General features: G+C 65.2%; 23 protein-coding genes. 9 read left to right on the forward strand and 14 right to left on the reverse strand.

The genetic code is table 11. From position 1 onward, the window contains the following. Positions 1-26: 26 nt before the first annotated feature. The 3 genes from pncB to MTX19_RS11850 all read right to left on the reverse strand — a co-directional run bounded on the left by pncB (position 27) and on the right by MTX19_RS11850 (position 5405). Positions 27-1331, reverse strand: coding sequence for a nicotinate phosphoribosyltransferase (gene pncB / locus MTX19_RS11840; protein WP_280983744.1), 1305 nt, complete (start codon positions 1329-1331; stop codon positions 27-29). A 61-nt stretch (positions 1332-1392) separates the two neighbouring features. After that, positions 1393-4938 (reverse strand): molybdopterin cofactor-binding domain-containing protein, encoded by a 3546-nt coding sequence (locus MTX19_RS11845; RefSeq protein ID WP_280983745.1) that lies wholly within the window; start codon positions 4936-4938, stop codon positions 1393-1395. Beyond that, positions 4938-5405 carry a (2Fe-2S)-binding protein gene (locus tag MTX19_RS11850; protein ID WP_280983746.1) on the reverse strand — a complete coding sequence of 156 codons (468 nt, stop codon included), beginning with the start codon at positions 5403-5405 and terminating at the stop codon, positions 4938-4940. The genes MTX19_RS11845 and MTX19_RS11850 overlap by 1 nt, the downstream gene beginning before the upstream one ends. 293 nt (positions 5406-5698) lie before the next feature. Between MTX19_RS11850 and MTX19_RS11855 the strand changes: the two genes are divergently transcribed. The 8 genes from MTX19_RS11855 (at position 5699) to MTX19_RS11890 (ending at position 13935) form a co-directional block, all read left to right on the forward strand. Next, on the forward strand, positions 5699-7147 hold the full coding sequence (locus tag MTX19_RS11855) for a 6-hydroxynicotinate reductase (protein ID WP_280983747.1): 1449 nt from the start codon (positions 5699-5701) through the stop codon (positions 7145-7147). Beyond that, complete coding sequence (locus MTX19_RS11860) at positions 7144-8052, forward strand: UPF0280 family protein (protein WP_280983748.1); 909 nt, start codon at positions 7144-7146, stop codon at positions 8050-8052. Before MTX19_RS11855 ends, MTX19_RS11860 begins: the two co-directional genes overlap by 4 nt. Before the next feature lie 20 nt (positions 8053-8072). After that, positions 8073-8657 (forward strand): amino acid synthesis family protein, encoded by a 585-nt coding sequence (locus MTX19_RS11865; protein WP_280983749.1) that lies wholly within the window; start codon positions 8073-8075, stop codon positions 8655-8657. Between the two features lie 29 nt (positions 8658-8686). Continuing rightward, on the forward strand, positions 8687-9886 hold the full coding sequence (locus MTX19_RS11870; RefSeq protein ID WP_280983750.1) for an ABC transporter substrate-binding protein: 1200 nt from the start codon (positions 8687-8689) through the stop codon (positions 9884-9886). 198 nt (positions 9887-10084) lie between these two features. Continuing rightward, on the forward strand, positions 10085-11974 hold the full coding sequence (locus MTX19_RS11875; RefSeq protein ID WP_280983751.1) for an ABC transporter permease: 1890 nt from the start codon (positions 10085-10087) through the stop codon (positions 11972-11974). After that, the gene (locus MTX19_RS11880) at positions 11971-12762 is read left to right on the forward strand and encodes an ABC transporter ATP-binding protein (protein ID WP_280983752.1); all 792 of its coding nucleotides are present in this window, start codon (positions 11971-11973) and stop codon (positions 12760-12762) included. The genes MTX19_RS11875 and MTX19_RS11880 overlap by 4 nt, the downstream gene beginning before the upstream one ends. Further along, on the forward strand, positions 12759-13463 hold the full coding sequence (locus MTX19_RS11885; RefSeq protein ID WP_280983753.1) for an ABC transporter ATP-binding protein: 705 nt from the start codon (positions 12759-12761) through the stop codon (positions 13461-13463). Before MTX19_RS11880 ends, MTX19_RS11885 begins: the two co-directional genes overlap by 4 nt. 16 nt (positions 13464-13479) lie before the next feature. Further along, positions 13480-13935, forward strand: coding sequence for a MarR family transcriptional regulator (locus tag MTX19_RS11890; protein WP_280983754.1), 456 nt, complete (start codon positions 13480-13482; stop codon positions 13933-13935). 23 nt (positions 13936-13958) lie between these two features. On the opposite strand, the gene MTX19_RS11895 is transcribed toward MTX19_RS11890, so the two are convergent. The 3 genes from MTX19_RS11895 to MTX19_RS11905 all read right to left on the reverse strand — a co-directional run bounded on the left by MTX19_RS11895 (position 13959) and on the right by MTX19_RS11905 (position 17635). After that, a complete protein-coding gene (locus tag MTX19_RS11895) occupies positions 13959-14627 on the reverse strand; it encodes a hypothetical protein (RefSeq protein ID WP_280983755.1) in 669 nt (222 codons plus the stop codon). A gap of 2 nt (positions 14628-14629) precedes the next feature. After that, positions 14630-16030 carry a selenium-binding protein SBP56-related protein gene (locus MTX19_RS11900; RefSeq protein ID WP_280983756.1) on the reverse strand — a complete coding sequence of 467 codons (1401 nt, stop codon included), beginning with the start codon at positions 16028-16030 and terminating at the stop codon, positions 14630-14632. Between the two features lie 408 nt (positions 16031-16438). Next, a complete protein-coding gene (locus MTX19_RS11905; RefSeq protein WP_280983757.1) occupies positions 16439-17635 on the reverse strand; it encodes an amidohydrolase family protein in 1197 nt (398 codons plus the stop codon). A gap of 164 nt (positions 17636-17799) precedes the next feature. Here MTX19_RS11905 and MTX19_RS11910 point away from each other — a divergent pair, with 164 nt between their 5' ends. After that, on the forward strand, positions 17800-18573 hold the full coding sequence (locus MTX19_RS11910; protein WP_280983758.1) for a ferredoxin--NADP reductase: 774 nt from the start codon (positions 17800-17802) through the stop codon (positions 18571-18573). A 152-nt stretch (positions 18574-18725) separates the two neighbouring features. Here the strand turns inward: MTX19_RS11910 and soxA are convergent, their stop codons facing one another. From soxA to MTX19_RS11950, 8 genes are all read right to left on the reverse strand, one after another. Continuing rightward, a complete protein-coding gene (gene soxA, locus MTX19_RS11915) occupies positions 18726-19499 on the reverse strand; it encodes a sulfur oxidation c-type cytochrome SoxA (RefSeq protein WP_280983759.1) in 774 nt (257 codons plus the stop codon). Continuing rightward, positions 19496-19816, reverse strand: a complete 321-nt coding sequence (soxZ, locus tag MTX19_RS11920; RefSeq protein ID WP_280983760.1) for a thiosulfate oxidation carrier complex protein SoxZ — start codon at positions 19814-19816, stop codon at positions 19496-19498. Before soxZ ends, soxA begins: the two co-directional genes overlap by 4 nt. Continuing rightward, the gene (locus MTX19_RS11925; protein WP_280983761.1) at positions 19816-20289 is read right to left on the reverse strand and encodes a SoxY-related AACIE arm protein; all 474 of its coding nucleotides are present in this window, start codon (positions 20287-20289) and stop codon (positions 19816-19818) included. The genes soxZ and MTX19_RS11925 overlap by 1 nt, the downstream gene beginning before the upstream one ends. A 66-nt stretch (positions 20290-20355) precedes the next feature. Further along, a complete protein-coding gene (gene soxX, locus MTX19_RS11930; RefSeq protein ID WP_280984766.1) occupies positions 20356-20769 on the reverse strand; it encodes a sulfur oxidation c-type cytochrome SoxX in 414 nt (137 codons plus the stop codon). A 28-nt stretch (positions 20770-20797) separates the two neighbouring features. After that, a complete protein-coding gene (locus tag MTX19_RS11935; protein WP_280983762.1) occupies positions 20798-22069 on the reverse strand; it encodes an FCSD flavin-binding domain-containing protein in 1272 nt (423 codons plus the stop codon). Between the two features lie 55 nt (positions 22070-22124). Next, positions 22125-24326, reverse strand: a complete 2202-nt coding sequence (locus MTX19_RS11940; RefSeq protein WP_280983763.1) for a molybdopterin cofactor-binding domain-containing protein — start codon at positions 24324-24326, stop codon at positions 22125-22127. 10 nt (positions 24327-24336) lie between these two features. Then, positions 24337-24786 (reverse strand): (2Fe-2S)-binding protein, encoded by a 450-nt coding sequence (locus tag MTX19_RS11945; protein WP_280983764.1) that lies wholly within the window; start codon positions 24784-24786, stop codon positions 24337-24339. A 152-nt stretch (positions 24787-24938) separates the two neighbouring features. After that, on the reverse strand, positions 24939-26339 hold the full coding sequence (locus MTX19_RS11950; protein WP_280985975.1) for an MFS transporter: 1401 nt from the start codon (positions 26337-26339) through the stop codon (positions 24939-24941). Positions 26340-26561: the final 222 nt, after the last annotated feature.

Consider the following 26561-nt stretch of genomic DNA (forward strand, 5'->3'; position numbering starts at 1 on the left):
TCGATGAAAGTGATGTGCGTGCCGGTTTAGACGTGAACTGCGGTGCGAACGCGGCCGGCATTGCCGAACACGCGCAAATAGCGCTCGACCTCGGAGGGGATGCCGGTCGCCTTCTCCGGGTTGTCGGAGAGTTTCACGGCGGGCCGGCCGTCGACCGACGTCACCTTGCAGACGATCGAGATCGGGTCGAGCTCGGCGGAGCCGTCGGGCGCGCAGCCGACGAAATCGTTGGTGAGGTTGGTGCCCCAGCCGAAGCTGATGCGGACGCGTCCCTTGAAGTGATGGAACGTCTCCTCGATCGAGCCGACATCCATCGCGTCGGAGAAGACCAAGAGCTTCTTCTTTGGATCGCGGCCCTTCTGCTTCCACCACTTGATGATCTCTTCGCCCGCCGTGATCGCCGGTGCGCTGTCGGGACGAAAGCCGGTCCAGTCGGCGACCCATTCCGGCGCATCGCGCAGGAACGACTTGGTGCCGAACGCGTCGGGCAGGGCGATCAGGAGGTTGCCGCCGTAGGTGTGACGCCACTGGTCGAGAATGCGATAGGGCGCCCAGCGCAGCTCCTCGTCGGAATTGGCGAGCGCGGCGGCGACCATCGGCAGCTCATGCGCGTTGGTGCCGATCGCCTCGAGGTCGTTGTCCATCGCGAGCAGGACGTTCGAGGTGCCGGTGAAGCACGGACCCAGGCCTTCCTTCACCGCCTCGACGCACCAGCGCTGCCACAGGAAACCATGGCGGCGGCGGGTGCCGAAATCGGACAGGCGCAGGCCCTCCAGCTTGCGCAGCCGCTCGACCTTGGCCCACAGCTTGGCCTTGGCGCGGGCGTAGAGCACGTCCAGCGCGAAGCGGCCGTAGACCTTGGTCGCCGCGCGGGAGCGCAGCTCGTTGAGGATCGCGAGCGCCGGGATTTCCCACATCGTGGTGTGGGTCCACGGCCCGTGGAAATGCAGCTCATACTGGCCGTCGACCTTCCTCAGCTCGTATTCGGGCAGGCGGAAGGTCGAGAGCCAGTTGATGAAATCGGGCGAGAACATCTGGGTCTTGCCGTAGAACGTGTTACCGGCGAGCCAGATCAGCTCCTTCTTGGTGAAACGGATGGTGCGGGCATGGTCGAGCTGGGCGCGGAGCTCGCCCTCGTCGATGACCTCGGCCAGCTTGATATGGGTCGAGCGGTTGATCACCGAAAAGGTCGTGTGCGTGTCCGGGTAGCATTCCCGGATCATGCGCTGCATCAACAGCTTATAGAAATCGGTGTCGAGCAGGCTGCGCACGATCGGGTCGAGCCGCCAGCCGTGATTGTAGGTCCGGGTTGCAATATCTGTGACCGTCATGTGGGAACTTTAGCCTGCCGGACGCCGCCCGCCCAGTGGGTTTCGGCCGGAACATGGCAGGTCAGCGCGCTATGTTCTGGCGGATACGGCCGACCGTTTTGGCAATATCTGCCCATTCCGGCCTGTCCGGGGCGAATTGCCGCCTGAGGAAGGAGACAAGCTCGGCGACCTGGCCGTCGGTCATGCTGTCCTTGAAGGCCGGCATATAGCCGAGATCGGTGACCGCCGGCTTGGCGATGCCGTGCAGGATCACCTGGATCAAATTGTCCGGCGTGTCGCTGTGCAGATTGCTGTTCAGCGCCAGCGACGGCCGGCTGCCGAACAGCGGCGGTCCGCCGACCTCGTGGCAGACTGCGCAGGCGCCCTGATAGATCCGCCCGCCGGTCGAAGCGGCCGTGGTCACCGCGGTGGCGGCTTCGAGCCGTGCGGCCAGGGCCTCATGGGCCGGCCGATCGGTTGCTCTCTCGCTGAATGAGGCAAGGTAGACCGCCATCGCGCGGATGTCCCTGTCGGGCAGCGCGGCGAGCTCCTTCACGACCGGTGCCATCGGCCCCGCGGCGACGCCGTGGAAGCGGGACTCGCCTATGCGCAAATAGGCGTACAGCTCGTCCTCGGTCCAGGGGATCGGCGCCCTCGACAGTGAGGTCAGCGCCGGCGCCTCCCAGCCCTCGGCAAAGCCGCCGGCGAGATAGGCGCCCTGCTGCTCTGCGCCGAGCGCATTGCGTGGCGAGTGGCAGGCGCTGCAATGGCCGAGCCCCTCGATCAGATAGGCGCCGCGATTCCACGCCTTGGACTTTGCGGGATCGGGCCGGAATGGGCCTGTCTGATGGAACAGCGCGTTCCATCCGGCAAGCAACGGACGCAGGTTGAACGGAAACGCCAGCTCGTTCTTCGGTGTCTTGGCGCCGACCGGCGCCTGCGCCATCAGGTAGGCGTAGAGCGCCTGCAGGTCGGCATCATCAGCTCTGGCAAAATGCGTGTAGGGAAATGCGGGATAGAGGTGCCGCCCGTCGCGATGGATGCCCTCGCGCATCGCGCGCTCGAAGGCGGGATAGGACCAGGTGCCGATGCCGGTGTCGACGTCGGGCGTGATGTTGGTGGTGTAGATCGTGCCGAATGGCGTCTCCAGAGGCCGACCGCCGGCGTTCAGAACTCCGCCATCGGAGGTGTGGCACACCGCGCAGGCGCCGAGCGCCGCCAGCTCCTTGCCGCGGCCGATCGTCGCCGCCGAATAAACCGATGCGTCGGGCCGGGCGATCGGCGCGATCGCACGCCAGGGCAGCATGGCCGCGCCGATGCCGATGACCGCGGCGCAGGCGGCCGCAATGCCGGCAAGGATGCCGCCCCGCTTGGCGAACGGATTTCGCCATCGGTCGAGGGGAGTCGTTGGCGCGGGCCGAGGGAGCGGAGCAGGATCACCGGGTTGCTCGCCGCGCAATCCCTTCAGGATGCGTTCCTGCGTGAACGGCAACTCGCGGAAGCGCACCCCGGTCGCGTCATAGATCGCATTCGCGATCGCAGCGGCGCTCGGCACGGAAGCTGACTCGCCGACGCCGAGCGGCGGCTGATCCTGCCGCGGCAGCATCAGCACGTCGATCTTGGGTACGTCGGGGAATTTGATGATCGGGTAGGCGCCCCATTCCCGCGCGGTCACCGCGCCGCGCTCAAAGGAGACTTCCTCCATCAGCGCGCGGCTGGTCGACTGGATGACGTTGCCCTCGATCTGATGCCGCACGCCTTCCGGATTGATCATCAATCCGGAGTCCTGACCGGCGACGACGCGCGTCACGCTGACATCGCCGGTCGCCTTGTTGACGGCAACGTCGGCGATCCACGCCGACCATGCCGCGCCGTAGCCGGGAAACTTGCTGTGCACATAGAGCGCATAGGCGAAGCCGCGGCCGCGAACGATGTCGCCTTCGGACTCCGGCTCCTTGCGAACCGGGCGCGGCGTCCAGCCCGCGCGCTCGGCGACCGCGTTGACGAGATCGATCGCGCGTTTGTCTTTCAGATAGCGCAGGCGGTACTCGATCGGATCGACTTCGGCTTCGGCGGCAAGCTCGTCGATATAGGACTCATGGGCAAACGTGTTGGGCAGCGCCGAGACGCCGCGGAGCCAGGACGCGCGGACGATCGGCGGCATGTCGTTGGCGACCACGCGCATATTTTCGTAGTCGTAGGGCGGAATCGCGGTGCGGTCGCCCATCTCGAACACGGCCGCTTCAGGCGCGATCCGTCCGGTCAGCAGCAGCGCCAGCGTCGGCGCGCCGTTCGAAGGATAGCGCGTGGCAAAGTCGTAACCGGCGACGCTGCCGTCGGCGTTGAGCCCGCCATTGACGTCCATCAGCTGCGCCGTGCCCTTCGGCTCCCAGGCGTGCTCCTGCTCGCGGGTGAGCTGGACGCGTACGGGGCGACCGACCGCGCGCGACAGCAGCAGCGCATCGGCGGAGACGTCGTCGGCGCAGTTGCGGCCGTAGCAGCCGGCCGCCTCCATCCTGATCACGTCGATCTCGGCCTCGGGCCGCTCGATCAGCAGCGCGAGATCGCCGCGCAGGATGTGCGGGTTCTGCGTGCCGGACCAGACGCGGATCGCGCCATCGCTGCAATCGGCGACCGCGCAGGAGGGGCCGATCGAGCCGTGCATCTGGTAGGGCCAGACATAGGTCCGCTGCATCGGCTTGGCGGCCGCCTTGATCGCAGCGTCGACGTCGCCCTTGTCGATCAACTGGCGCGGCGTCGACGGATTGGCGCGCAATGCTTTCTCGACATCGCCGAGATCGGTCAGCGCCGGTCCCGGCTTCCAGCTCACCTTGAGCTGAGCCGCCGCCTTGATCGCGTTCTCCTCGCGCTCCGCGACTACGCCGACGAAATCGCCGATCCGCACCACCGCGACGATGCCAGGAATGTCGCGCACCGAAGCCTCGTCGACCGCGATCAGGCTGGTGCCGACGAACGGGCCGGCATCGACGCCGGCATAGGGCGGACGGACAACGCGCCCGTGCAGCATGCCGGGCAAGCGGACGTCGTGGACGTAGACCAATTCGCCGGTGGCTTTCGCGGGCAGGTCGACGCGCGGCACCGACTTGCCGACGATGGAATAAGCGCTCACGGCCTTGACGGGAACGTCGTCTGCCAGCTCAAGCCGGATGGTCTCATCCGCAATCAACTCGCCGTAGCTGACGCTGCGATTGTCCTTGCCGCGGATCAGGCCGTCTTCGATCGAGAGATCATCGACCGGCAATTCCAGTCGCTCGGCTGCGCGCGAGACCAGGAAATGTCGCGCTTGAGCTGCGGCCTTGCGCAGGGGAATGGCCGTGATCTGGATCGTCTCGCTCGCGATCGTCGCGCCCTGGTTCGGAACCACGGCGGTGTCGCCGAGCACAACGACGACGCGGGCAAAGGAGACGTCGAGCTCTTCGGCGACGATCTGCCCAAGCGCGGTGCGGATGCCGGTGCCGAGATCGACGTGACCGTTATATGCGTTCACCGCGCCGTCGGCGGTGATGGTGATGAAGGTCTCGAATGCGCCGTCCGCGTCCGGTATCGAGGGACGAACGACCGACAGCGAGCCGCGCGGGCGTTGCTCTGTTGACCTCGGCGCCGTCATCAATCGCGCGCCTCGAGCGAATGTCCGGCGGCGTGCATCGCGGCACGGATGATCTCGATGTGCGCGCCGCAGCGGCAGAGATTGTAACGCAGCGCCTCCCGCACCTCATGCTCGGAGGGGCGCGGATTGCGCGTGAGCAGCGCCTTGGTGGTGATGATCATGCCGTTGAGGCAGTAGCCGCATTGCGCGGCCTGTTCGCGAATGAAAGCATCCTGCACGGGATCAGGATGCTCGCGCGTGCCGAGGCCTTCGAGCGTGACGATGTTGCGGCCCACGCAGCCTTCGATCGGAATCACGCAGGCGCGCGCGGCGACACCGTCGATCAGCACCGCGCAGGCCCCGCACTCGCCGAGCCCGCAGCCGTATTTCGGTCCGTTCAGTTCGAGATCGTTGCGCAGCACGTAGAGCAATGCGGTGTCGGGAGCAGCGTCGACATCATGATTCCTGCCGTTCACGGTCAGGCGCATCGCCCCGGTTCTCCCCTCATGTTTGCGCAGCAAGGTCAGCTTCAGATCGCGGGCGAGGATAACGTTTGTATACAAACGTGCAAGCGGCGGCATGCCGCGCTGCAGCGTGTGCCCGCTTAATGAACAGGGCGCCTAGGCAAATGGATTATTATTCGGCAACGGCGGCTTTGATCGCAAAGGCCGCTTGACAGGTGTCGAGCCCACGCGCAGGATCATTCGTATACGAACGATATCAGCAGGCGGACGGAAGCGCAGTATGATCGACCGCCGCCAGAGGTCCAGGCTTGGTCACGATGGCTGACACAATGACGGTCACTGCCGGCGACAAGATCCGCTGCGATGCCTGCCCGGTGATGTGCTACATCAAGCCGGGCGCGGCCGGGGCTTGCGACCGCTATGCCAACCAAGATGGTACGTTGGTTCGCGTCGATCCGCATGTCGTGCTGGAGCGCACCGTGTCGCATGGCGGCAAGCTGGTGCCGTTCCAGGTGAGCGGCGACTGGGACGGCAAGATCGTCCGCCAGCCCGATATCTTCGTCACCGCGATCGGCGCGGGAACCACCTATCCGGATTACAAGCCGGCGCCCTTCATCGTGTCGTCGGAGGTCGACGGCGTCGACATGGTCACCGTCGTGACCGAGGGCATTTTCTCGTATTGCGGCGTCAAGGTGAAGATCGACACCGACCGCTATCTCGGCCCCGAAACGGCGGCCGTTCGCGCGGACGGCGAGGCGGTCGGGCACGTCACGACCAGCGAATATGGCTCGCAGATGCTCTCGCTCGGCGGCGTGCATCATCTGACCGGCGGCTCGAAGAAGGAAGGCCGCGTCACCTGCGACACGCTGATGGACCTCTCCAATTGCAAGGCGGTGGAGCTGACGATCGACGGCGGCGCCACGGTGGTCGTGCAGGCCGGCAAGCCACCGATCGTCAACGGCGTGGCCGAGGAGCGCATGCGGGTCGGCTGCGGCTCGGCGACGATCGGCATGTTCGCCAAGCAGTGGCACGGCAAGGTCGACGAGGTCGTGGTGGTCGACGACCACATCACCGGCGTGCTCAGCGAGCATCAGGCCGGCAAGCTGCTCGACATCGCCGACACCGGCATCAAGATGAAAGGCCGGCGTTCGACGCCTGGCCGCTACTTCCAGGTCGCCGAGCCCGGCACGGGGTGGGGCGGCACCAATATCTCCGACCCGCTGTCGATCCTCGGGCCCTTCAACCCGAAGGAGGCGCGGCCCGGACTGACCATGCTGATGGTCTCGACCACGGGCGAGCATGCCTCCTACTACGTGCTCGACGAAGCGCTGAGACCGGTCGAGACCGAGATGCCCGCTGACCTCCGGTTTTCGGTCGAGCGCATCCAGGAGAATTGCGAGCCGGCGCTGTGCACCGTGCTGTTCATGGGCGGCGCGGGCGGATCGCTGCGCGCCGGCGTCACCGATAACCCGGTGCGGTTGACACGCTCGGTGAAGGACGCGCTGACGCGGGTGACCAGCGGCGGCGCGCCGGTGTACGTCTGGCCGGGCGGCGGCATCACCTTCATGGTCGACGTCACGCAGATGCCGGCCGGCGCCTTCGGCTATGTGCCGACGCCGGCGCTGGTGGCGCCGATAGAGTTCACGATGAAACTGTCCGACTATGCGGCACTCGGCGGCCACATGGATTATGTCCGGCCGCTGTCCTCTTTAAGGGACACCGCCGAGGTTCGGCCGATGCCTTATCTTCCCGGGCGGCGCGCATGACCCGGCTCCCGCAAATTGCGCTTCTTCCTGACGGCAAGCGGCTGCATTTGCAGGACGGTCCCATTGATCTGATCATCGAGGCGAAGGGCGGCGATGCAAACGTCCGCGCCGCCTATCAGGCCGCGGCGCAGCGGTTCACAGGCTTGCTCGACGAACTCTGTGCCGAGCTCGCCTTGCTGCGTAGCGCAGCCGATCTCCGGCATTGTGCGCCGAAGGGCGTGGTTGCGCGGCGCATGCATGCGGCAGTCGCGCCGTTTGCCGCCGACTGCTTCATCACGCCGATGGCGGCGGTGGCTGGCTCCGTCGCCGAAGAAATCCTCGGTGCGATGCTGCGGGCGGCGCCGCTCGACCGCGCCTATGTCAACAATGGCGGCGACATCGCGCTGCATCTGACCGGTGGCGAACAGTTCACCGTCGGCCTGATGGACCGGCCGGACCGTCATGGCGTGATGCGCACCATGACCATCGATGCCGGCATGCCGGTCCGCGGTGTCGCGACCAGCGGTCGCCACGGCCGCAGCTTCTCGCTCGGCATTGCCGACGCCGTCACGGTGTTGGCGCGAAGCGCGTCGCAGGCCGATGCCGCCGCGACCGTGATCGCCAATGCCGTCGATCTCCCTGGCCATCCCGCGATTGTCCGTGTTCCTGCCAATGAACTGCAGCCGGACAGCGATCTGGGTGCGCGGCTTGTGACCCGTGACGTCGGACAATTGTCGGAGGCCGAGGTCGAGCAGGCGCTGGAGGCAGGCGTCAAGCAGGCGCAAGACCTCCTGATGTCGGGATTGATCGAGGGCGCGGCATTGCGTCTACTGGGTGAAACACGGCTGGTCGGTGCAACTGGGGGCGAGGCGCCGGCATCGCACGCGTTTCAAAAACCAACGATAGCAAACATGCTGCAGGCATGACCGGGAGCGAGGCTGACAAGATGAGCGCCGTCATTCGCAAGATCGTCACCGTGGTCGAGGAAACCCATCTGGAGATGGGCAAGACCATCGCACCGCCGACCCGGCGGGCGGCCGCGATCGCCGTGATCGAGAACCCCTTCGCCGGCCGCTATGTCGAGGATCTGTCGCCGCTGATCGCGATTGGCGAGGAGCTTGGCGAAATGCTCGCGAAGCGGGCAGTGGCCGCGCTCGGCATCGACGGGGCCAAGGCGCATAGCTACGGAAAGGCCGCCGCCGTCGGCGAAAATGGCGAGCTGGAGCATGCGGCTGCGATCTTGCATCCGAAGATGGGCGCGCCGGTGCGGAAAGTGCTTTCCAAGGGCGCGGCGTTGATTCCTTCGTCGAAGAAGCGCTCCGGTCCGGGCACGACGCTGGATATTCCGCTCGGCCACAAGGACGCTGCCTTCGTGCGCAGCCATTTCGACGGCATGGAGGTGCAGATCAACGACGCACCGCGCGCCAACGAGATCATGGTCGCGGTTGCCGTGACCGACAGCGGACGGCCGCTGCCGCGCGTCGGCGGGCTCACGGTTTCTGAGATCAAGGGCGAAGACGGATTGCGATAATCTGTTTGAAGAAAAAACTGGAGGATGGGATGCGTGGGTATTTGGTAAGCGCGGGATTGGCCATCGCGGTCGCGACCATGGCGAGCAGCGCCATGGCGCAAAGCGAAATCAAGATCGGTGAGATCAACAGCTACTCGCTGCTGCCGGCGTTCACCGAGCCCTACCGCAAGGGCTGGCAGCTCGCGGTGGAGGAGATCAATGCAGCGGGCGGGATCAACGGCAAGAAACTGGTCGTCATTTCCAAGGATGACGGCGGCAAGCCGGCGGATGCGCAGACCGCTGCGAACGAGCTGGTGTCGAGCGAGAACGTGGCGATGATCGCGGGCACATTCCTGTCCAATATCGGTCTTGCGGTCAGCGACTTCGCCAACCAGAAGAAGGTGTTCTTCCTCGCGGCCGAGCCGCTGACCGACGCCATCACCTGGTCGAAGGGCAACCGCTACACCTTCCGCCTGCGGCCCTCCAACTACATGCAGGCCGCGATGCTGGTGGAGGAGGCGGCGAAGCTGCCCGCCAAGCGCTGGGCGACGATCGCGCCGAACTACGAATATGGCCAGTCCGCCGTCGCGGTGTTCAAGAAGCTGATGTCCGCGAAGCGGCCCGACATCCAATGGGTCGACGAGCAGTGGCCGCCGCAGGGCAAGATCGACGCCGGCCCTGTCGTGCAGGCGGTCGCCGCCGCCAACCCGGAAGCGATCCTCAATGTCACCTTCGGCGCCGATCTCGTGAAGTTCGTGCGCGAGGGCAACACCCGTGGCTTGTTCAAGGATCGCAAGGTCGTGAGCTTCCTGACCGGCGAGCCGGAATATCTCGATCCGCTGAAGGACGAGACGCCGGAAGGCTGGATCGTCACCGGCTATCCCTGGTACTCGATCAAGACGCCCGAGCATGAGACGTTCCTGAAGGCCTATCAGGCCAAGTACAAGGATTATCCGCGGCTCGGCTCGATCGTCGGCTACCAGACCATCAAGTCGGCGGCGGCGATCCTCGCGAAGGCCAACTCGACCGATCCGGAGAAGCTGATCGCCGCGGCCGAGGGGATCTCGGTGTCGTCGCCGTTCGGCGAGATCACCTTCCGCAAGATCGATCACCAGTCGACGCTCGGCGCCTTCACCGGAAAGACCGCGCTGAAGGACGGTAAGGGCATCATGGTCGATACCGCCTATCGCAAGGGCTCGGACTATCTGCCAAGCGACGCTGAAGTCGAGAAGATGCGGCCGAAGGATTGAGTCGACTTCTCCCTCGCCCCGCTCTTGCGGGGAGAGGGTCGGGGTGAGGGGCTTTCTCGGCGAGTGAGCATGCGGAGAGTCCCCCTCACCCGAATTCAAGCTCACGCTTGAATTCGACCTCTCCCCGCAAGCGGGGCGAGGTGAAGAAACCACACGCGGCGATCTCGATCGACGCAACAACTCCAACGCGGACCGCCCATGGCCTTTTACGTCGTCCAGTTCCTGACCGGTCTTGCCAGCGCGGCGTCGCTGTTCCTGGTCGCCTCGGGCCTGTCGATCATCTTCGGCGTAACGCGGATCGTGAACTTCGCGCATGGCGCGTTCTACATGATGGGCGCCTATGTCGCCTTCACGCTGACCGAACGCCTCGACGGCGCGCTGGGCTTCTGGGGCGGCATCGTCGCGGCAGCGGTGATCGTCGCGGCGATGGGCGTGCTGGTGGAAATGCTGCTGTTGCGGCGGATCTATCATTCGCCCGAGCTGTTCCAGCTGCTCGCGACCTTCGGACTGACGCTGATGGTCGAGGACCTCGTGGTGCTGATCTGGGGGCCGGATGATCTGGTCGGCCGCCGCGCGCCGGGCTTCAGAGGCGCGATCGATTTCTTCGGCCAGAACGTTCCGAGCTACGACCTGTTCCTGATCGTGCTCGGACCGGTCGTGCTCGGCGTCCTCTGGCTCCTGTTCCAGCGCACCCGCTGGGGCATCCTGGTTCGCGCGGCGACGCAGGACCGCGACATGGTCGCAGCGCTGGGCGTCAATCAGAAATGGCTGTTCACCAGCGTGTTCGCCCTCGGCGTCTTCCTTGCAGCCCTCGGTGGCGCGTTGCAGATTCCGCGCGATGCGGTGAACCACGCGATGGACCTGCGCGTCATCGTCGAGGTGTTCGTCGTGGTCGTGATCGGCGGCCTCGGCAGCATCACCGGCGCCTTCGTCGCCGCCGTGCTGGTGTCGGAGCTCAACGCGTTCGGCATCCTGATCTTTCCGAAGATCTCCATCATCCTGGTGTTCCTGGTGATGGCGGTGGTCCTGATCGTGCGTCCCTGGGGCCTGTTCGGCAAGCCGGAGGCGCCGGCGCGGCGCACGCCCGGGCTATCGGTCAATCCGTGGCGGCCGCTGACGGCGAACGAGCGGTTCGCCGCGATCGCGGCGCTGGTCATCGCCGCCGCGTTGCCGTTCTTCGCGGGCAACTACGCACTCACTGTCGGCTCGGAAATCGCGATCTTCGTGATCTTCGCGGTCAGCCTGCATTTCCTGATGGCGGTCGGCGGGCTGGCGTCCTTTGGTCACGCGGCCTATTTCGGCCTCGGCGCCTATGGCGTGGCGTTGCTCGCCAAGATGGCTGGGCTGCCGATGATCGCGTGCCTCCTGCTCGGGCCTTTGCTGGGGCTGCTTGGTGCCGCCGTGTTCGGCTTCTTTGCCGTACAGCTCTCAGGCGTCTATTTCGCGATGCTGACGCTGGCGTTCGCGCAGATCGTCTGGTCGATCGCGTTCCAGTGGGTGTCGGTCACCGGTGGCGACAACGGCATCCTCGGGGTCTGGCCGGAAAAATGGGCGGCGAGCCCGTCGCATTTCTACTGGCTGTCGCTCGGCGTCGCCGCGCTCGCGGTCGTGATCCTCCGCATCATGGTGTTCTCGCCGTTCGGCTTCGCGCTGCGCGCCACGCGTGATTCCCCGCTGCGCAGCGAGGCGATCGGCATCAACGGCAAGCGCATCCAGTGGACCGCCTTCGTGATCGCGGGCACCGTCGCCGGGCTCGCCGGCGCGCTGTTCGCCTATCTCAAGGGCAGCGTCTTCCCTGACAATATGGGGATCTCGCTCTCGGTCGATGCGCTGGTCATGGTGCTGCTCGGCGGCGTCGAGACCGTGTCGGGCGCGGTGATCGGCGCGATCGTCTATAAGGCCTTGAACATCTGGCTGGTCAGCCAGACCGATCTCTCCAAGCTCGTGCTCGGCGCGTTCGTGGTGCTGATCGTCGTCGCCTTCCCGAGGGGCATCGTCGGCACGCTGGAGGCGTTCATGCGTCGCCGCCGCAAATCCTCGTCGTCGGCGTCATCAATTCTCACCTCGCGCATCGAGACCGCCGAATGAGCATTGTTCCCACATTGCTGTCGGTCGAAGGGCTGACCAAATCCTATGGCGGCGTGCACGCCGTGCGCGGCGTCTCGTTCGAACTGCGCTCGGGCGAGATTCTGGCGCTGATCGGCCCGAACGGTGCGGGCAAGAGCACCTGCTTCGATATGCTCAACGGCCAGAACATTCCGGACTCCGGCCGGATCCGCGTGCTCGGCGAGGAGACCACCGGCAAGAAGCCGCGGGTGATCTGGCGGATGGGCGTCGGGCGCACCTTCCAGATCACCGCGACGTTCCCGACCATGACGGTGCGCGAGAACGTGCAGGTCGCGCTGGTGTCGTATGGACGCCAATTGTTCAATCTCTGGGCCTCGACTGCGAACCATGCGCGCGACGAGGCCGGACGCCTGCTCGACCTGGTCGGCATGGGCGCCTATGCCGAGCGGCCCTGCGGTGAGCTCGCCTATGGCGATCTCAAGCGGCTGGAGCTTGCGATCGCGCTCGCCAACCAGCCGAAGCTGCTCTTGATGGACGAGCCGACCGCCGGCATGGCGCCGCGCGAGCGTATCGAGCTGATGCGGCTGACCGCGCGGATCGCGCGCGAGCAGTCGATCGGCGTGCTCTTCACCGAGCACGACATGGACGTGGTGTTCGAGCATGCCGACCGCATCCTGGTGCTCAACCGCGGCAGCCTGATCGCCGAAGGCTCGCCGGAAGAGGTTCGCGGCAATGCCCAGGTCCGCGCGATCTATCTCGGCGAGGGCCTGGTCTATGACGCGCGGCATCGCGAGGGAGCGACGGCATGAAGCTCGCGGTCAAGGATCTCAACAGCTTCTACGGTCCGGCGCACATCCTGTTCGACATTTCGCTCGAGGTCGGCGAGGGTGAGGTGGTCGCGCTGCTCGGGCGCAACGGCGCCGGGAAGTCGACGACCTTCCGCTCCGTCGTCGGCCTGGTCGAGAACCGCACGGGCCAGATCGTGTTTGAGGGCAAGGACGTCTCGCGCGAGCCGACGCACGCGATCGTGCGCGGCGGCCTCGGTTATGTCCCGGAAGAGCGGCGCATCTTCACCGACTTGACGGTCGAGGAAAATCTCGAGGTCGGTCGCCAGCCGAAGCGGCCCAACGCACCGCAATGGGATCGCGACAAGCTGTTCAAGCTGTTTCCCAATCTCGGCGAGATGCGCGGGCGGCCCGGCGGACGCATGAGCGGCGGCGAGCAGCAGATGCTGACGATTGCGCGCACCCTGATGGGCAATCCGTCGCTGGTGCTGCTCGATGAGCCGTCCGAAGGGCTGTCGCCGAAGATCGTCGAGCAGATGGTCGATGCGATCCTCGCGATGAAGAAGGAGGGCGTCAGCATCATCGTCTCCGAGCAAAATTTGCACTTCGCGCGGTTGATATCGGATCGCGCCTATATCATCGAGCGCGGCCGGATCTGCTTCGGCGGCACCATGGCTGAACTCGACGCGCGCCCCGATGTCCGCGACGCGCATTTGTCGCTGTAGGGGGCGGTGCGGGACGATGGCCAGGACCAGTGCCCAGAAGCGCAGCGTGAAGGCGGCCAAGCCGGCCTATGTGCTCGACGAACAGATCGGCTTCATCCTGCGCCAGGTGTGGCAGCGTCACGCCATGATCTTCGCGCGCGACATCGGCATCAACCTGACGCCGACGCAGTGGGCGGCGCTGTCGAAGCTGTCGGAAGTCGGGCCGTGCTCGCAGAACCAGCTCGGGCGTCTGACGTCGATGGATGTTGCAACCATCAAGGGTGTGATCGACCGGCTCACCGCGCGCGGGCTGACCGAGACTTCACCCGATCCGGACGACGGCCGGCGCTTGCTCGTCAGCCTGACGCGGATGGGCCAGCAATTGGCGGAAAAAATCGCGCCGAATGCGCTCGCGATCTCCAAGGAGACGCTGGCCCCGCTCGACGCCAGGGAGCGCGACACGCTGATCGCGCTGCTCGGCAAGTTGCGCTGACCGGCGCGTGCCTGGCAGGCAGGCTATTCCGCGATGCCGAACGCCAGCGCGACGGCTCCCACCAGCATGAGGCTGACGGCCCAAACGGTATCCAGATTGAACCAGCTTTGCGATACGAACTTGAGGCCAAGATAGCGGTACACCAGCCACGCCACACACCCGCCGGCCGCGATCATCGCGCCGGCGTGAACGATGGAGACCAGCACGGCCATCGTGAGGTTGGCATTGATCAGGGCGCTCGCTGCCACGTGGCCTTGGGCGGGATCGGCCCCCTGGCACAGCCCGAGATAGATCGGCACCAGCATCAACGCCGCCCCGTGGGCGATGGCCACCGCGAAGGACCAAAGCCCCAGTTGCGTCGGTGGTATCCGCGTTAAAGCCTTCGGGTGGCGCCGGTCCACGAGCCGATAGATGCCGAAGGCGATGACAAGAAGGCTGGCGCCGATCCGGATCGCGCGTTGCCATTCGGCAAGGGCGACCAGCAGCGCGAATGGAAGGAGCACGAGCAGGATCGCGAGCAGGTGACCGATCGCGAGCGGCCCGAGCGCGGCCGCGAGCGCGCGCGAACTCCTTTGCATCAATCCAGCCGAAACGGCGAGCGGCCACCCCATGCCGGGATTGATCCCATGGTAGAGGCCGCTTGCGATGACAGCCACCCACAGCCAAGCCGGTGTCCAGTCGGCAGCACTCACATTCAGGCCGACGGATAGCAGAACGAGTCGGTCGAGCAGTCGCCGCCGTCGAGCCGGATCTGGTGCGCCCGATACCCGTCGGGGAAGCTGACCCAGTAGTCCTTTGCCAGTTCGAGGCCGCCGCCCGGGCTTGCATTCGCCATCACCTCGGCGCCGGGAATACCTTGCGGATAGAACTGGTCGTCCCATGTCGAGTAGAGCGAATTGGTCCAGTACACCCGCTTGCCGTCGCGGCTGATCTCGACCATTTGCGGACCGCCTGCAAAGGCCTGTCCGTTCGGGTGTGGCGCACGGCGGGCGATGCCGCCGATGCGGACCGATCCGGCGAGCTTCGGCTTGCGGGGATCGCTGACATCGTATTGGCGCATCTCGCCGGTGGCCCAGCAGGCGACATAGAGGAACTTGTCATCCATCGACAGGTCGATGTCGGTGACCAGCGGGGGCACTGCGCCAAAGCCCTGCAGGAGCGGCGGCAACTGATCCTTCGGCGCGGGCTCGGGCGGGATCGTCACCGTCTTCTCGATGTGAAACTTGCCGCCTTCGCGCCACCAGGTCCAGATCGAACCCTCGAGGTTGGTGGTATCGACCACGACGCCGACGAAGCCGTATTCGCGAACCGGATCGTGGGCGGGGCGCACCTCCAGCGCCATCTGATGATTGGCGCCGAGGTCGATGGTCTGGACATTGCGCCGCGCCCGCAGATCCCAGAAATGCAGCCGATGGCCATATTTGTTCGACAGCAGATCCTCAGGCACGATTCCGTTCTCGAACTGCGGCGGCAAGGCCCACTCGCTGCTCACCATGTAATCGCGCGGCAAATTCCACCAGAAGTCATAGTGCTTGGTTTGGGGGCCGCGATCGATCTCCCAACGTCCGAGCACGTCGAATGTCTCGCAGTCCATGATGAAGACGCCGGGCGGCCCTTCGGTGCCGTCCTTGCCGCCACCACCGAGCGTGCTGACATAGATACCTTCCGGACCGCAGTGAATCGTGTGCGGCCGCGAGTAGCCGGTCTTCTTGAAGACCTCCTCGGGTTCAATGATCTTGTGGATCCTGGCCTGCGTCGGATCCGGCTTGGTGTCGATGATGTAGACCCGCGAGGATCGCAGGCCGGGGATGATGAGATAGCGGCGCTCGAGGAAGGCGTGTCCTGCCAGCGGGGACAGGGCCGACGAGCAGGCGTTCCAGCCGAAGTGGTGAAACTCGTCGCCCTTGTTGGGCATCGTCACGGTATGTACGATCTTGCTGTAGGTCGGGGAGCCCGCCTTGACGTCGATGACGGCGAGTGCGTCGGGCTTTGAAAAGTCCGGGCTCAGCAGCAGGGTGTAGGCGAAGTTCTCGGCCGGAGCTTCCATCGCAAGCTTCGGCGATGCATGAAACGTGGGATCTGGTCTCATCGTCATCGTGCTGCCTCCTGGTTGCCTGGTGTGGACCACGGCGCGGCGGCATGCAGCAGCAAGATCTAATCCGGATCGTCGAATGCCTCTTGCGAGTTCCGCCGGCTAGGTTCGCTGGCGACGACAATACACCTCCACGGCGTCCGGAGAAAGCAGGGTTCGGCTGCGGTGATCCGGACAGGGTAGGCAAAAGCGCGCTGCGCCGTGCCCACCATCTAACGGCTTGCTCAAGAGGGTGGGCGCGCTCCGCTTTGCCCACCCTATAATTCTGGATGCCAAGGAGTGCGAGACGCTGATCGCACTGCTCGGCAAGCTGCGCTGACGCGCTGTTGCCGTCACCCCTGAGGAGGTCGCGAAGCGACCGTCTCAAGGGCGGCGGCCCGGCAGGGTGACGGGTCGGTTGCGGGCTATCGATTACTTCGCCACGATCTCCGGCACTTTCCCCGCCGGTGGCGTGTTGCGGCTGCGCTGGGTGCGGACGATGCCGTCGATGATGGTCATGCCGATGCCGGGGAGGTCGCCGAGCTGCACGCTCTCCAGGATGTTCTTGCCCGGCGAGTGCTGCGCCTTGTCCATCAGCACGAAGTCCGCCGCGCGGCCGACCTCGATCAGGCCGCAATCGAGCTCGCGCATCCGCGCGGTGTTGCCGGTCGCAAGGCAGAAGGCGAGTTCGGCGGGCAGCTCGCCGAGCGAGGACAATAGCGAGACCATCCGCAGGATGCCGAGCGGCTGCACGCCGGAGCCGGCCGGCGCATCGGTGCCGAGGATGACGCGATGCAAATCGCCCATCTCGCGCGCGGTGCGCAGCGTGAACAGGGCGGAGCGCTCATTGCCGTTGTGAACCAGCTCGAGCCCGCGCTTGCAGCCCTCGCAGATGCAGCGGATCTGGTCGTCGGGCAGCGCCGTGTGGCCGCCATTGATATGGCCGACGACGTCGGTGTCGGCTTCCAGCACGACGTCCTTGTCGATCAGGCCGGAGCCGGGAATCGAGGGACCGCCGGTATGGATCGTGCTCTGGATGCCATATTTGCGCGCCCAGCCGACCATCTTCCGCGCAGTCGGGCCGTCCTTGACGCCGCCGAGCCCGACCTCGCCGAGCAGCTTGACGCCGGCGGCGGCCATCTCCTTGAAATCGTCTTCCACCATCTCGCATTCGATCACGGGCGCACCGGCATGCACCTTGACGCCGCCGGGCCGCAGCGTCCAGAACGCGCGCTGCGCGAACACCGCCATCGCCTTCAGCCCCACCACGTCGCGGGGACGGCCAGGCATGTGCACCTCACCGGCGGAGATCATGGTGGTGACGCCACCGTGCAGATAGCTGTCGATCCAGTTGATCTGGTTCTGCCGCGGCGTCCAGTCGCCGGCGACCGGGTGAACGTGGCTGTCGATCAGGCCGGGAGCCACCGTCGTTCCGTTGGCATCGACGATCGTGGTGGTGCCTTCGGTATCGACGTCCTTGAGACGGCCGATCGCGGTGATCTTGCCGTTCTCGGCGACGATCGTGTCGGCATCGAGGATCGGCTTTTCCAGGGCCCCCGACAGCAAAAGCCCGATATTGCGGATCACCAGCTTGCTGGGGCCGGTGGCCTGGGGCGCGTCATGGGCCATGGGTGGTTTCCTTCTGTTGAAATTGCTCGTGAATTTGAGCCCGGCTTGACTTTCCGATCAAGCCAGATTATTCGTTTGTATACGAATGATCGTATACAAACGATCTGGCTGGTCAACAGGGTTCAAGTCCTTCCCGCTCCAGCAAAAAATCAGGGATTGGCGCGATGAGCAATTTCAATCATGAAAGCGTCCTCAGCGTTCACCACTGGACCGATACGCTGTTCTCCTTCACCACCACCCGCAATCCCTCGTTCCGCTTCCGCAACGGCGAGTTCACCATGATCGGGCTCAAGGTCGGCGAGAAGCCGCTGCTGCGGGCCTACAGCGTCGCCAGCGCGAACTACGAAGACACGCTGGAGTTCTTCTCGATCAAGGTGCCGGACGGCCCGCTCACCTCGCGCCTCCAGCATCTCAAGGAAGGCGACGAGATCATCGTCAGCCGCAAGGCCACCGGCACGCTGGTCATCGACAACCTCGAGGACGGCCGCAACCTCTACTTGGTCGGCACCGGCACGGGCCTCGCTCCGTTCCTCAGCGTGATCAAGGATCCGGAGACTTACGACCGCTTCGAGAAGGTCGTGCTGCTACATGGTTGCCGCCGCGTCAAGGAACTCGCCTATGGCGAGATGATCACCGAGAAGCTGCCGAACGACGAACTGATCGGCGAGCTCGTGCGCGAGCAGCTGATCTACTATCCGACCGTGACGCGCGATCCGTTCCGCAATCGCGGCCGCATCACCGACCTCATCACGTCGGGCAAGCTGTTCACCGACATCGGCCTGCCGGCGCTCGATCCCGCCCATGACCGCGTCATGATCTGCGGCTCGCCGGCGCTGGTCGCCGACACTCGCACGCTGCTGGGCGGCCGCGGCTTCGTCGAAGGCAATCACGGCGAGCCCGCGCAGTTCGTGGTCGAGAAGGCGTTCGCCGAGCGCTGATCGCGGCGCGGTCTCGCCCTCCGTCATTGCGAGGAGCGATAGCGACGAAGCAGTCCATCCCCCACCCGGGTGGAGAGATGGATTGCTTCGCTACGCTCGCAATGACGGGGATAGAGCGACGCGCAATCATTGCTCACCGTAGAGGCCTACTATCACGGCCTGACCGCCGGCGTTTCCATCGTCATCCCCCGCGCCCGCGTCATCAGGTACAGCTCGAGCGCGACCAGCTCGGGCGACCCGTAATCATACGCCTGCGCGCGGATCCCGGTGATGCAGGCGCGCAGCCGCCGCTGCAATGATCCGAGCGATTGCCATTCCAGCCGGTAGAGCGGATAGCCGGTCGGCTGCCCTTGCGTGATCGGCGCGCCGGCGAGCTTCTTGTCCCAATTGTCGTTGTGACAGTTGGCGCAGCCGAGATTGAGCTGGCCCTGCCGCTGCATGAACAGCGCGTGTCCTTGTTCGATGAACGGCGCGAGCTTCGGGTCATCGCCGGTCTCGATCGGCATGCCGCGTGACTGCTGCGCGATATAGGCCGTGATCGCGAGCAACTCGCGGCTTTCATAGGCGAGCGGCGCCGCCTGCTGGTGATTGCTGCGGCAGAGATTGATCCGCTGTTCCAGGTCGATCGGTTTTCCAAGGGCTTTCTCGAAGGCCGGATAATGGGCCGCGACACCCTTCATGCTGACGCGCGCATCATTGTGGCAGTCGGCGCACGCCTTGTTTGCGGCGCCGGCCTTGCGCTTCCACAGCGCTTCACCGTCCAGTATCCAGAGCATGCCGGGATTGTCGGTGTCCTCGTCCTGCATCGCCTTGGTGTCCGGGCCCATGAAGCTGGTACCGGACCGGCGTTCGGACGGCGGAAACTCGGTGGCGAGCGCGGTGCCCGCGATCACAGCCAGAACCGCGATGCAGCCGACAATCTTCATTCGACAGTGATCGAAGCCGACGCGGTCTCCGAAAACCCCTTGTCGCCGATCCACTCGAATTCGAGCTTGCCGCTCTCGGTCGCCGTCGTGAAGAAGGTGATGAAGGGATTGGCGGCAATCGCCGGAAAGAAGTCGGCGCGGAAGATCTCCGCGCCATTGTAGCGGCAGGTGAAGCTCGTGATGATGTCGCGCGGCACCGCCTCGCCGGACGCGGTGTGACGATAACCGGTCTCCATGATGTGGGACATCAGTGTCTTGATCTCGATCACGTCGCCGCGCTTGGCCTTCTTCGGCACGTTGATCAGGGCGGACGGCATCAGATCGCCTCCTCGGTGCAGGCCGCGAGCGTCACCACGACATCGGCAGTCGCCGACCAGAACGTGTCGTCGGAGAGTCGGGCGATGGCCGTGACCTTCTGGCTGTCGGCGAGGCGGATACGCGTCGACACCTGGGCACGCCCGGCGCGCGAGCCGAGATAGAAATTGCCGATGTTCGGCTGCGGGTTCTTCTCGTTGAAGATGTGGATGCTTTTGACGTAGTCATCCGGCGTCATCGGGCTTGAGACGCTGACTGTCATTGGCACCGTGTTGCCGTTCTCGACCAGCTGCGGAATCTCGAGCTTGACCTTGCCGGTCCGCACATTGGCTTCGCCGACGACATTGCGGATCGCCGCCGATTGCGTGGCGGGCGTCGCCTCGGCCAGGGTGACGATCGGAACCGCTCCGAGCACCGCGGCGCTGCCGGCGAGGCCCAGGAATGTGCGGCGCGTGGTTTGATCCGAATCCGGCATCGGGCTTGTCCTTTGTCTGCGCATGATCTTATCGGAAAACCGGTTTCCACTTTTCCGGATCATGTGCTAGTTCCGCAACGTCACCAGATAGGTGACGATATCCTCGATCTGCTCCGCCGACAGGATCGGCTTGCCGCGCCACGAGGCGCCGACGCGCGTCAGTCCGTCCACGCGATAGTAAGACGGCATGATCGTCGCCGCATTGAGCCGCGAAGCGTCCACCAACCGCAATCGCAATTGTCCCTCGGACCATCGGCTGCCGCTCCCGGCGAGGTTCGGCACGAGGTCGCCCTGAAACGCCTGCTCGGGAAATGGGCCGCTATGGCAGAGGATGCAAGTGTTGGAGCGGTCAACGATCAGGGCGCGGCCACGCGCGGCGTCGCCTTTGGTTCCCGTCAACGGCTCCGGAATGGCGTCGCCGACGACCGTATAATGACGCAGAGCCTGCGCCCCGGCCTGACTGGAGACCGCGAACAGCATCGCCGCGCACAGCGCTATCAACGCGGCCCTAGCCAAAAGTGTCCACCGTGAGCGTCTTGAACCAGTCTGCCGCCTGTTCGGCCTCGCGCTGACGGACGTCAGGCGGCGCGTTGAGCGCGCTCGTCGTCACGTCAGTCTCGGCATATTGGTCGTCCTTCGGCTGATAGATGCCCTTCAACGAAAACCCGTAGCCCGGCGCCACGATGTTGTAGCAGGCGCCATCGAGCCGCGGCGTGTCGATGGGCTTGCCGGCCAACGCATGCACGATTGCGGCCGCGCACGCCTTGCCTTGCGCGCCTGCGGCCGAGGCCGATTTCGGAATCCCGCCGGCGATACAGGCGTCGCCGATGACGTGAACATTGGGCACGAGCTTCGAGGCGAAAGTAATTGGATCGATTGGGCACCAGCCGGTGCGGTCGGCGGCGCCGGCGACCTCGGCGATGCGGCCGGCCCTCTGCGGTGGGATCACGTTGGCGACGGCAGCGGTGTAGTTTCCGAAGTCGGTGACGATCTCCTTCGTTGTCGGATTGACCGACGTCACTCGTCCGCCTTGCGACAGCGCGATCCGCTCGATCATGTCGGGATAGAGCGCCTTCCAGGCATTCTCGAACAGCTTCTGCTGCGAATAATTGTCCCTGGCGTCGAGCACCAGGATCTTCGAGCGCGGTTTCCTCGCCTTCAGGTAATGCGCGATCAGGCTGGCGCGCTCGTAAGGTGCAGGCGGGCAGCGTAGCGGCGCGGCAGGGATGGCGATCACGACAAGGCCGCCGTCGTCCATGGCTTCGAGTTGTCTGCGCAACAGCAAGGTCTGTTCGCCGGCCTTCCAGGCATGCGGCATCTTCTCGGCCGCCCCCTCGTCATAGCCAGTCAGGGCGTCGAAGCGCATGTCGATGCCGGGCGCCAGCACAAGCCGGTCGTAGGACAGCGTGCTGCCGTCCGAGAGGCCGATCGTGCGTGCCTGCGCGTCGATTTTTGTGGCCGCCTGCGCCGCAACCGCAATGCCATCGGCCGCGATCCTGTCGTAGGTGAATTGCTGCACGGGAAGTTCGCGCAATCCGGCGATCACCTCGTTGCTGAACGGGCAGGCGGTGAACGTCCTGTTCGGCTCGATCAGCGTGACTTGAATCCTGGCGTCGAACCGCCGCAGCGCCCGCGCGCAGGCCGCACCGCCAAAGCCGCCGCCGATTACGGCGACGCGCGGTGCGGCTTGCGTGAATGACGGACGCGCCAGTGCCGCCGCTGCTGCGACAGCGGCGCCGCGGACGAGATCCCTGCGCGTCGGACGACGCGTGACGGCCATCATGACAATCCGGAAAAGGGAGCGACGGCGGGTCGGGGCCACCGCTCCTCGTGGCTCAGGCGAAGGTGATGTTCTGGTCGCGGAGTGGGAATGTGCGGATCCGTTTTCCCGTCGCCGCGAAATAAGCGTTCAGCACCGCGGGCGCCGCAACGCCGATGGTCGGCTCGCCGACGCCGCCCCAGAACCCGCCGCTCGGCACCATCACCGCCTCGACCTTGGGCATTTCGTTGATGCGCATCGAGCTGTAGGTGTCGAAGTTGGTCTGCTCGATGCGGCCGTCCTTGACGGTGCAGCCGCCATAGAACAGCGCGCTCAGGCCGTAGACGAAGGAGCCGGCGATCTGCCGCTCCACCTGCGCCAGGTTGACGATGTAGCCGGGATCGGTGGAGGCGACGATGCGATGCACCTTGATCTTGCTGCCGTCGGTCACCGAGATCTCGGCGGCGCCGGCGACATAGCTGCCATAACCCATCACCTGCGCGATGCCGCGATACACGCCCTGCGGCGCCGGCGTGCCCCAGCCGATCTTCTCGGCCACGGCATTGAGCACGGCGAGATGCTTGGGATGTTTCCCCATCAGCTTGCGGCGGAACTCGAGCGGGTCCTGGCCTGCGGCCTGGGCCAGTTCGTCCATGAAGCATTCCATGTAGATCGCGTTGTGATTGACGTTGACGCCGCGCCAGAAGCCCGGCGGAACGTGCGGGTTGCGCATCGCATGTTCGATCAGCAGGTTCGGCACCGAATAGCCGATCGCGGCCTCGCCGGATTGCGCGACGCCCTGGAACGCAGCCGGATCCATCCCGTTCTGCAGCGCTTCCGGGCGCACCGAGAACAGGATCGATTGGCCGGACAGGCGGTAGTGCAGCGCGACCAGGTTGTTGTCGACATCGAACGCGCCGGTCAGCTTGCACTGCGTGATCGGGTGATACTTGCCGTGCTGCATGTCCTCTTCGCGCGACCACAGCAGCTTGACCGGCGTGCCCGGCATCTGCTTGGCGATCGCGACCACCTGGCGGACATAGTCGGTCATGCCACGCCGGCCGAAGCCGCCGCCGAGCATCAGCTTGTGCACGTCGCATTTCTCGGCCGGCAAACCGGACACCTCCAGCACCGCCGCGAAGGCGGCCTCGCCGTTCTGGGTGCCGCACCACACCTCGCATTTGTCAGGCGTGTAGAGCGCGGTGGCGTTCATCGGCTCCATCGTGGCGTGGTTCTGGTAGGGATAGCTGTAGACCGCTTCGATCTTCTTGGCGGCGCCTGCGATCGCAGCCTTTGCGTCGCCATTCTTGTTGCCGACATAGGCCGGCTGGCCGTCATCCAACCCTTCGGCAAGCCATTTCGCGATCGATTCGCTGGAGACCTTCGCGTTGTCACCTTCGTCCCAGACGATCGGCAGTGCGTCGAGCGCGGTCTTGGCGTGCCACCAGGTGTCGGCAACGACAGCGACCGCGCTGTCGCCGACGCGCACCACCTTCTTGACACCCTTCATGTTGGCGATCTTGGCTTCATCGAAGCTCTTCACCTTGCCGCCGAACACCGGGCAATCCTTGATCGCGGCGTTCAGCATGCCCGGCAGCTTGACGTCGATGCCATAGACCATCGCGCCGGTGGTCTTGTCGACGGTGTCGAGCCGCTTCAGGCCTTTGCCCGCGATGGTCCAGTCCTTCGGATCCTTCAGCTTGACGTCGGCCGGCGGTTCGAGCTTGGCGGCCGCTTCCGCGACCTTGCCGTAAGTAGTCGTTCTGCCCGAAGGCGTGTGCGTGATGACACTGTTGGACGCCTTGCATTCCGAGGCAGGTACCTTCCAGTCGTTGGCTGCCGCCTGGATCAGCATCATGCGTGCCGTGGCGCCGCCCTTGCGGACATAGTCCTGCGAGGAGCGGATGCCGCGGCTGCCGCCGGTGGAGAAATCGCCCCAGGCGCGCTTGCGTGCGACGCTTTGGCCGGGCGTCGGATATTCGGTCGTGACCTTCGACCAGTCGCAATCCAGCTCCTCGGCGACAAGCTGGGCGAGGCCGGTGAGTGTGCCCTGGCCCATCTCGGAGCGGGCAATGCGGATCACCACCGTGTCGTCGGGTTGGATCACGACCCAGGCGTTGACTTCGGGCGAGCCGTCGGCGGCGCGCACCGCGGAAGGCCCGCCGAAGGGAAGGTCGAGGCCGAGCGCGAGACCGGCACCGGCGGTGGCCGTGCCGATCACGAAGGCGCGGCGATTGAGCCTTGGCATGTTGAGGTTTGACATGACGTGCTGGTTCATGGCTGCCTCCTCACGCGTTCGCGGCAGCATGGATCGCCTCGCGCACCTGCTGGAAGGTGCCGCAGCGGCAGATATTGGTGATGGCGTCGTCGATGTCCTGATCGGTCGGCTTGGGGTTCTCCTTCAACAGTGCGGCCACCGCCATGATCATCCCGCTCTGGCAATAGCCGCATTGCGGCACGTCATTGCCGATCCAGGCCTGCTGCACCTTGTGCAGCGCGCCGTTGGCGCCGAGGCCCTCGATGGTGATGATCTCCTTGCCTGCGGCTTCGCTGACCGTGACGCCGCAGGAGCGCATCGCGACGCCGTCGATATGCACGGTGCAAGCGCCGCATTGCGCAATGCCGCAACCGTATTTCGTCCCCGTCAGCCCGACATTCTCTCTGATTGCCCAGAGCAGCGGCGTGTCGTCCTCGACGTCTACATTGATTGTCTTGCCGTTTATTTTGAGGTTTGCCATCGCTTCCACCTGATTGGTCCAATCCACCGATTGAACTTCGCCGCGATGTTGGCCGTGAACCCTGAACGGTTCAAATCAAGAAAATTCGTTTTCAGCGCGGGAAGATTGTTGATGGCGCGGTGTTGAGCCGCACTCCTCGCGCCACATAGCTGTCATGCTTTTTTCGGTGAAGTGACTGCCAGCCGCAGGAAGCTCATGACGCTGCCGACCGCCGCAAACCCTGCGCCCAGCGCAAGCGCGAGCGTCGCGCCTTCGCGATCGGCTATCGCAAAGCATAGGGCGGCCAACGCAGCGCCCGTGGTCTGTCCGATCAGCCGCGCGGTTGCGACGATACCGCTGGCGCTGCCGCTGCGATGTGTCGGGGCGCTCGACATGATCGCCTTCATGTTGGGTGTCTGGAAGAAACCGAAGCCGAGGCCGCAGATCATCATGCGCCAGACGATGTTGGCGATGCTGGGCTCCGCCGGCAGCGTCGACAGCAGCATCATGCCAATGCCGAGCAGCAGCAGGCCGATGCCGCCGAGGATGCCGGCCGGGTAGCGGTCGGAGAGCCGTCCGCCGATCGGCGCCATGATGGCGACGACCAGCGGCCAGGGCGTCATAAAGAAGCCGGTTTCGACCTGAGACCGGTGCAATATGTCTTCGAAGTAGAACGGCAAGGACACGAAGCCGAGCCCCTGCACAGCAAATGAGCAGATCGCGGTGGCGGCAGAGAGCGCAAAGACGGGCCGGCGGAACAAATCGATCGGCAGCATCGGCGCGGGATGATCGGCATGCCGCCGGGTGAGGATCCAGCCGAACGCCAGGGCGCCGACGAGTTCGGCGATCACCAGCGCCGGTGCCGCCTTGTGGGCGGCGCTTCCGATGCCGGTGATAAAGAGGCCGAGACAGGCGCTGGCGAGCGCCGCACCGAGGAAGTCGAAGGCGTGGGTGGCGCGCGGCGTCGGCGGCAGCGTCTTCAGGCCGATCACGACGGCGATCAGGCCGAACGGAATGTTGACGGCGAACAGCCAAGGCCATGGTCCGAGCGCAAGAATGCCGGAGGCGATCGTCGGCCCCAGGGTGAAGGCGGTGGCGACGACGAGCGCATTGTGGCCGAAACCGCGGCCGTGCATCCGGCTGGGATAGACGAAGCGGACCAGCGCGGTGTTCACGCTCATCAGGCCGCTGGCACCCAGTCCCTGCAGGGTTCGCGCGACGAGAAGGCTTGGCAGGGACCACGCCAGCGCACAGCCGAGTGACGCCACTGTGAACAGCAGGAGGCCGCACAGATAGATGCGCTGATGGCCGACGATTTCGCCGAGTGCGCCGAGCGGCAGCAGCGTCGCGACCAGGGCGATCTGGTAGACATTGACGACCCAGACGACCTCGGCGGGGCTGACTTGGAGATCGTTGGCGATCGCCGGCAGCGCGATGTTGGCAATCGCCGTATCGAGCGAGGCCATTGCCAGCGCCGTGAAGATCGCGGCCACCGCCCAGCGCCGGCGTTCCCAGGGCAATCCATCGGTCTTGGGCGCCGAGGGTGCGCCGGCCGTCGGGGTCTTTTCGAGCATGTCTTAGATGTCTCCGCGCCCGCCATGTACTACGCCAGCACTTCGTTCCACAGCGGTTCCACTGCATGATGCGTATGCGAAGCGGCCTTGCCGGAGGCCGTCGCGTTCCGGTGCCCTCAATGGCGCGCAGGATCCGGCGGCCGGCCGCGCCGAGCGCCAGGTCATTCTGGAGCGCATGATCCATCATGACGCGGGACATCACGATCAGGTCTTCGATGGCGT

The organism is Bradyrhizobium sp. ISRA464, from assembly GCF_029910095.1.
Lineage (GTDB): Bacteria > Pseudomonadota > Alphaproteobacteria > Rhizobiales > Xanthobacteraceae > Bradyrhizobium.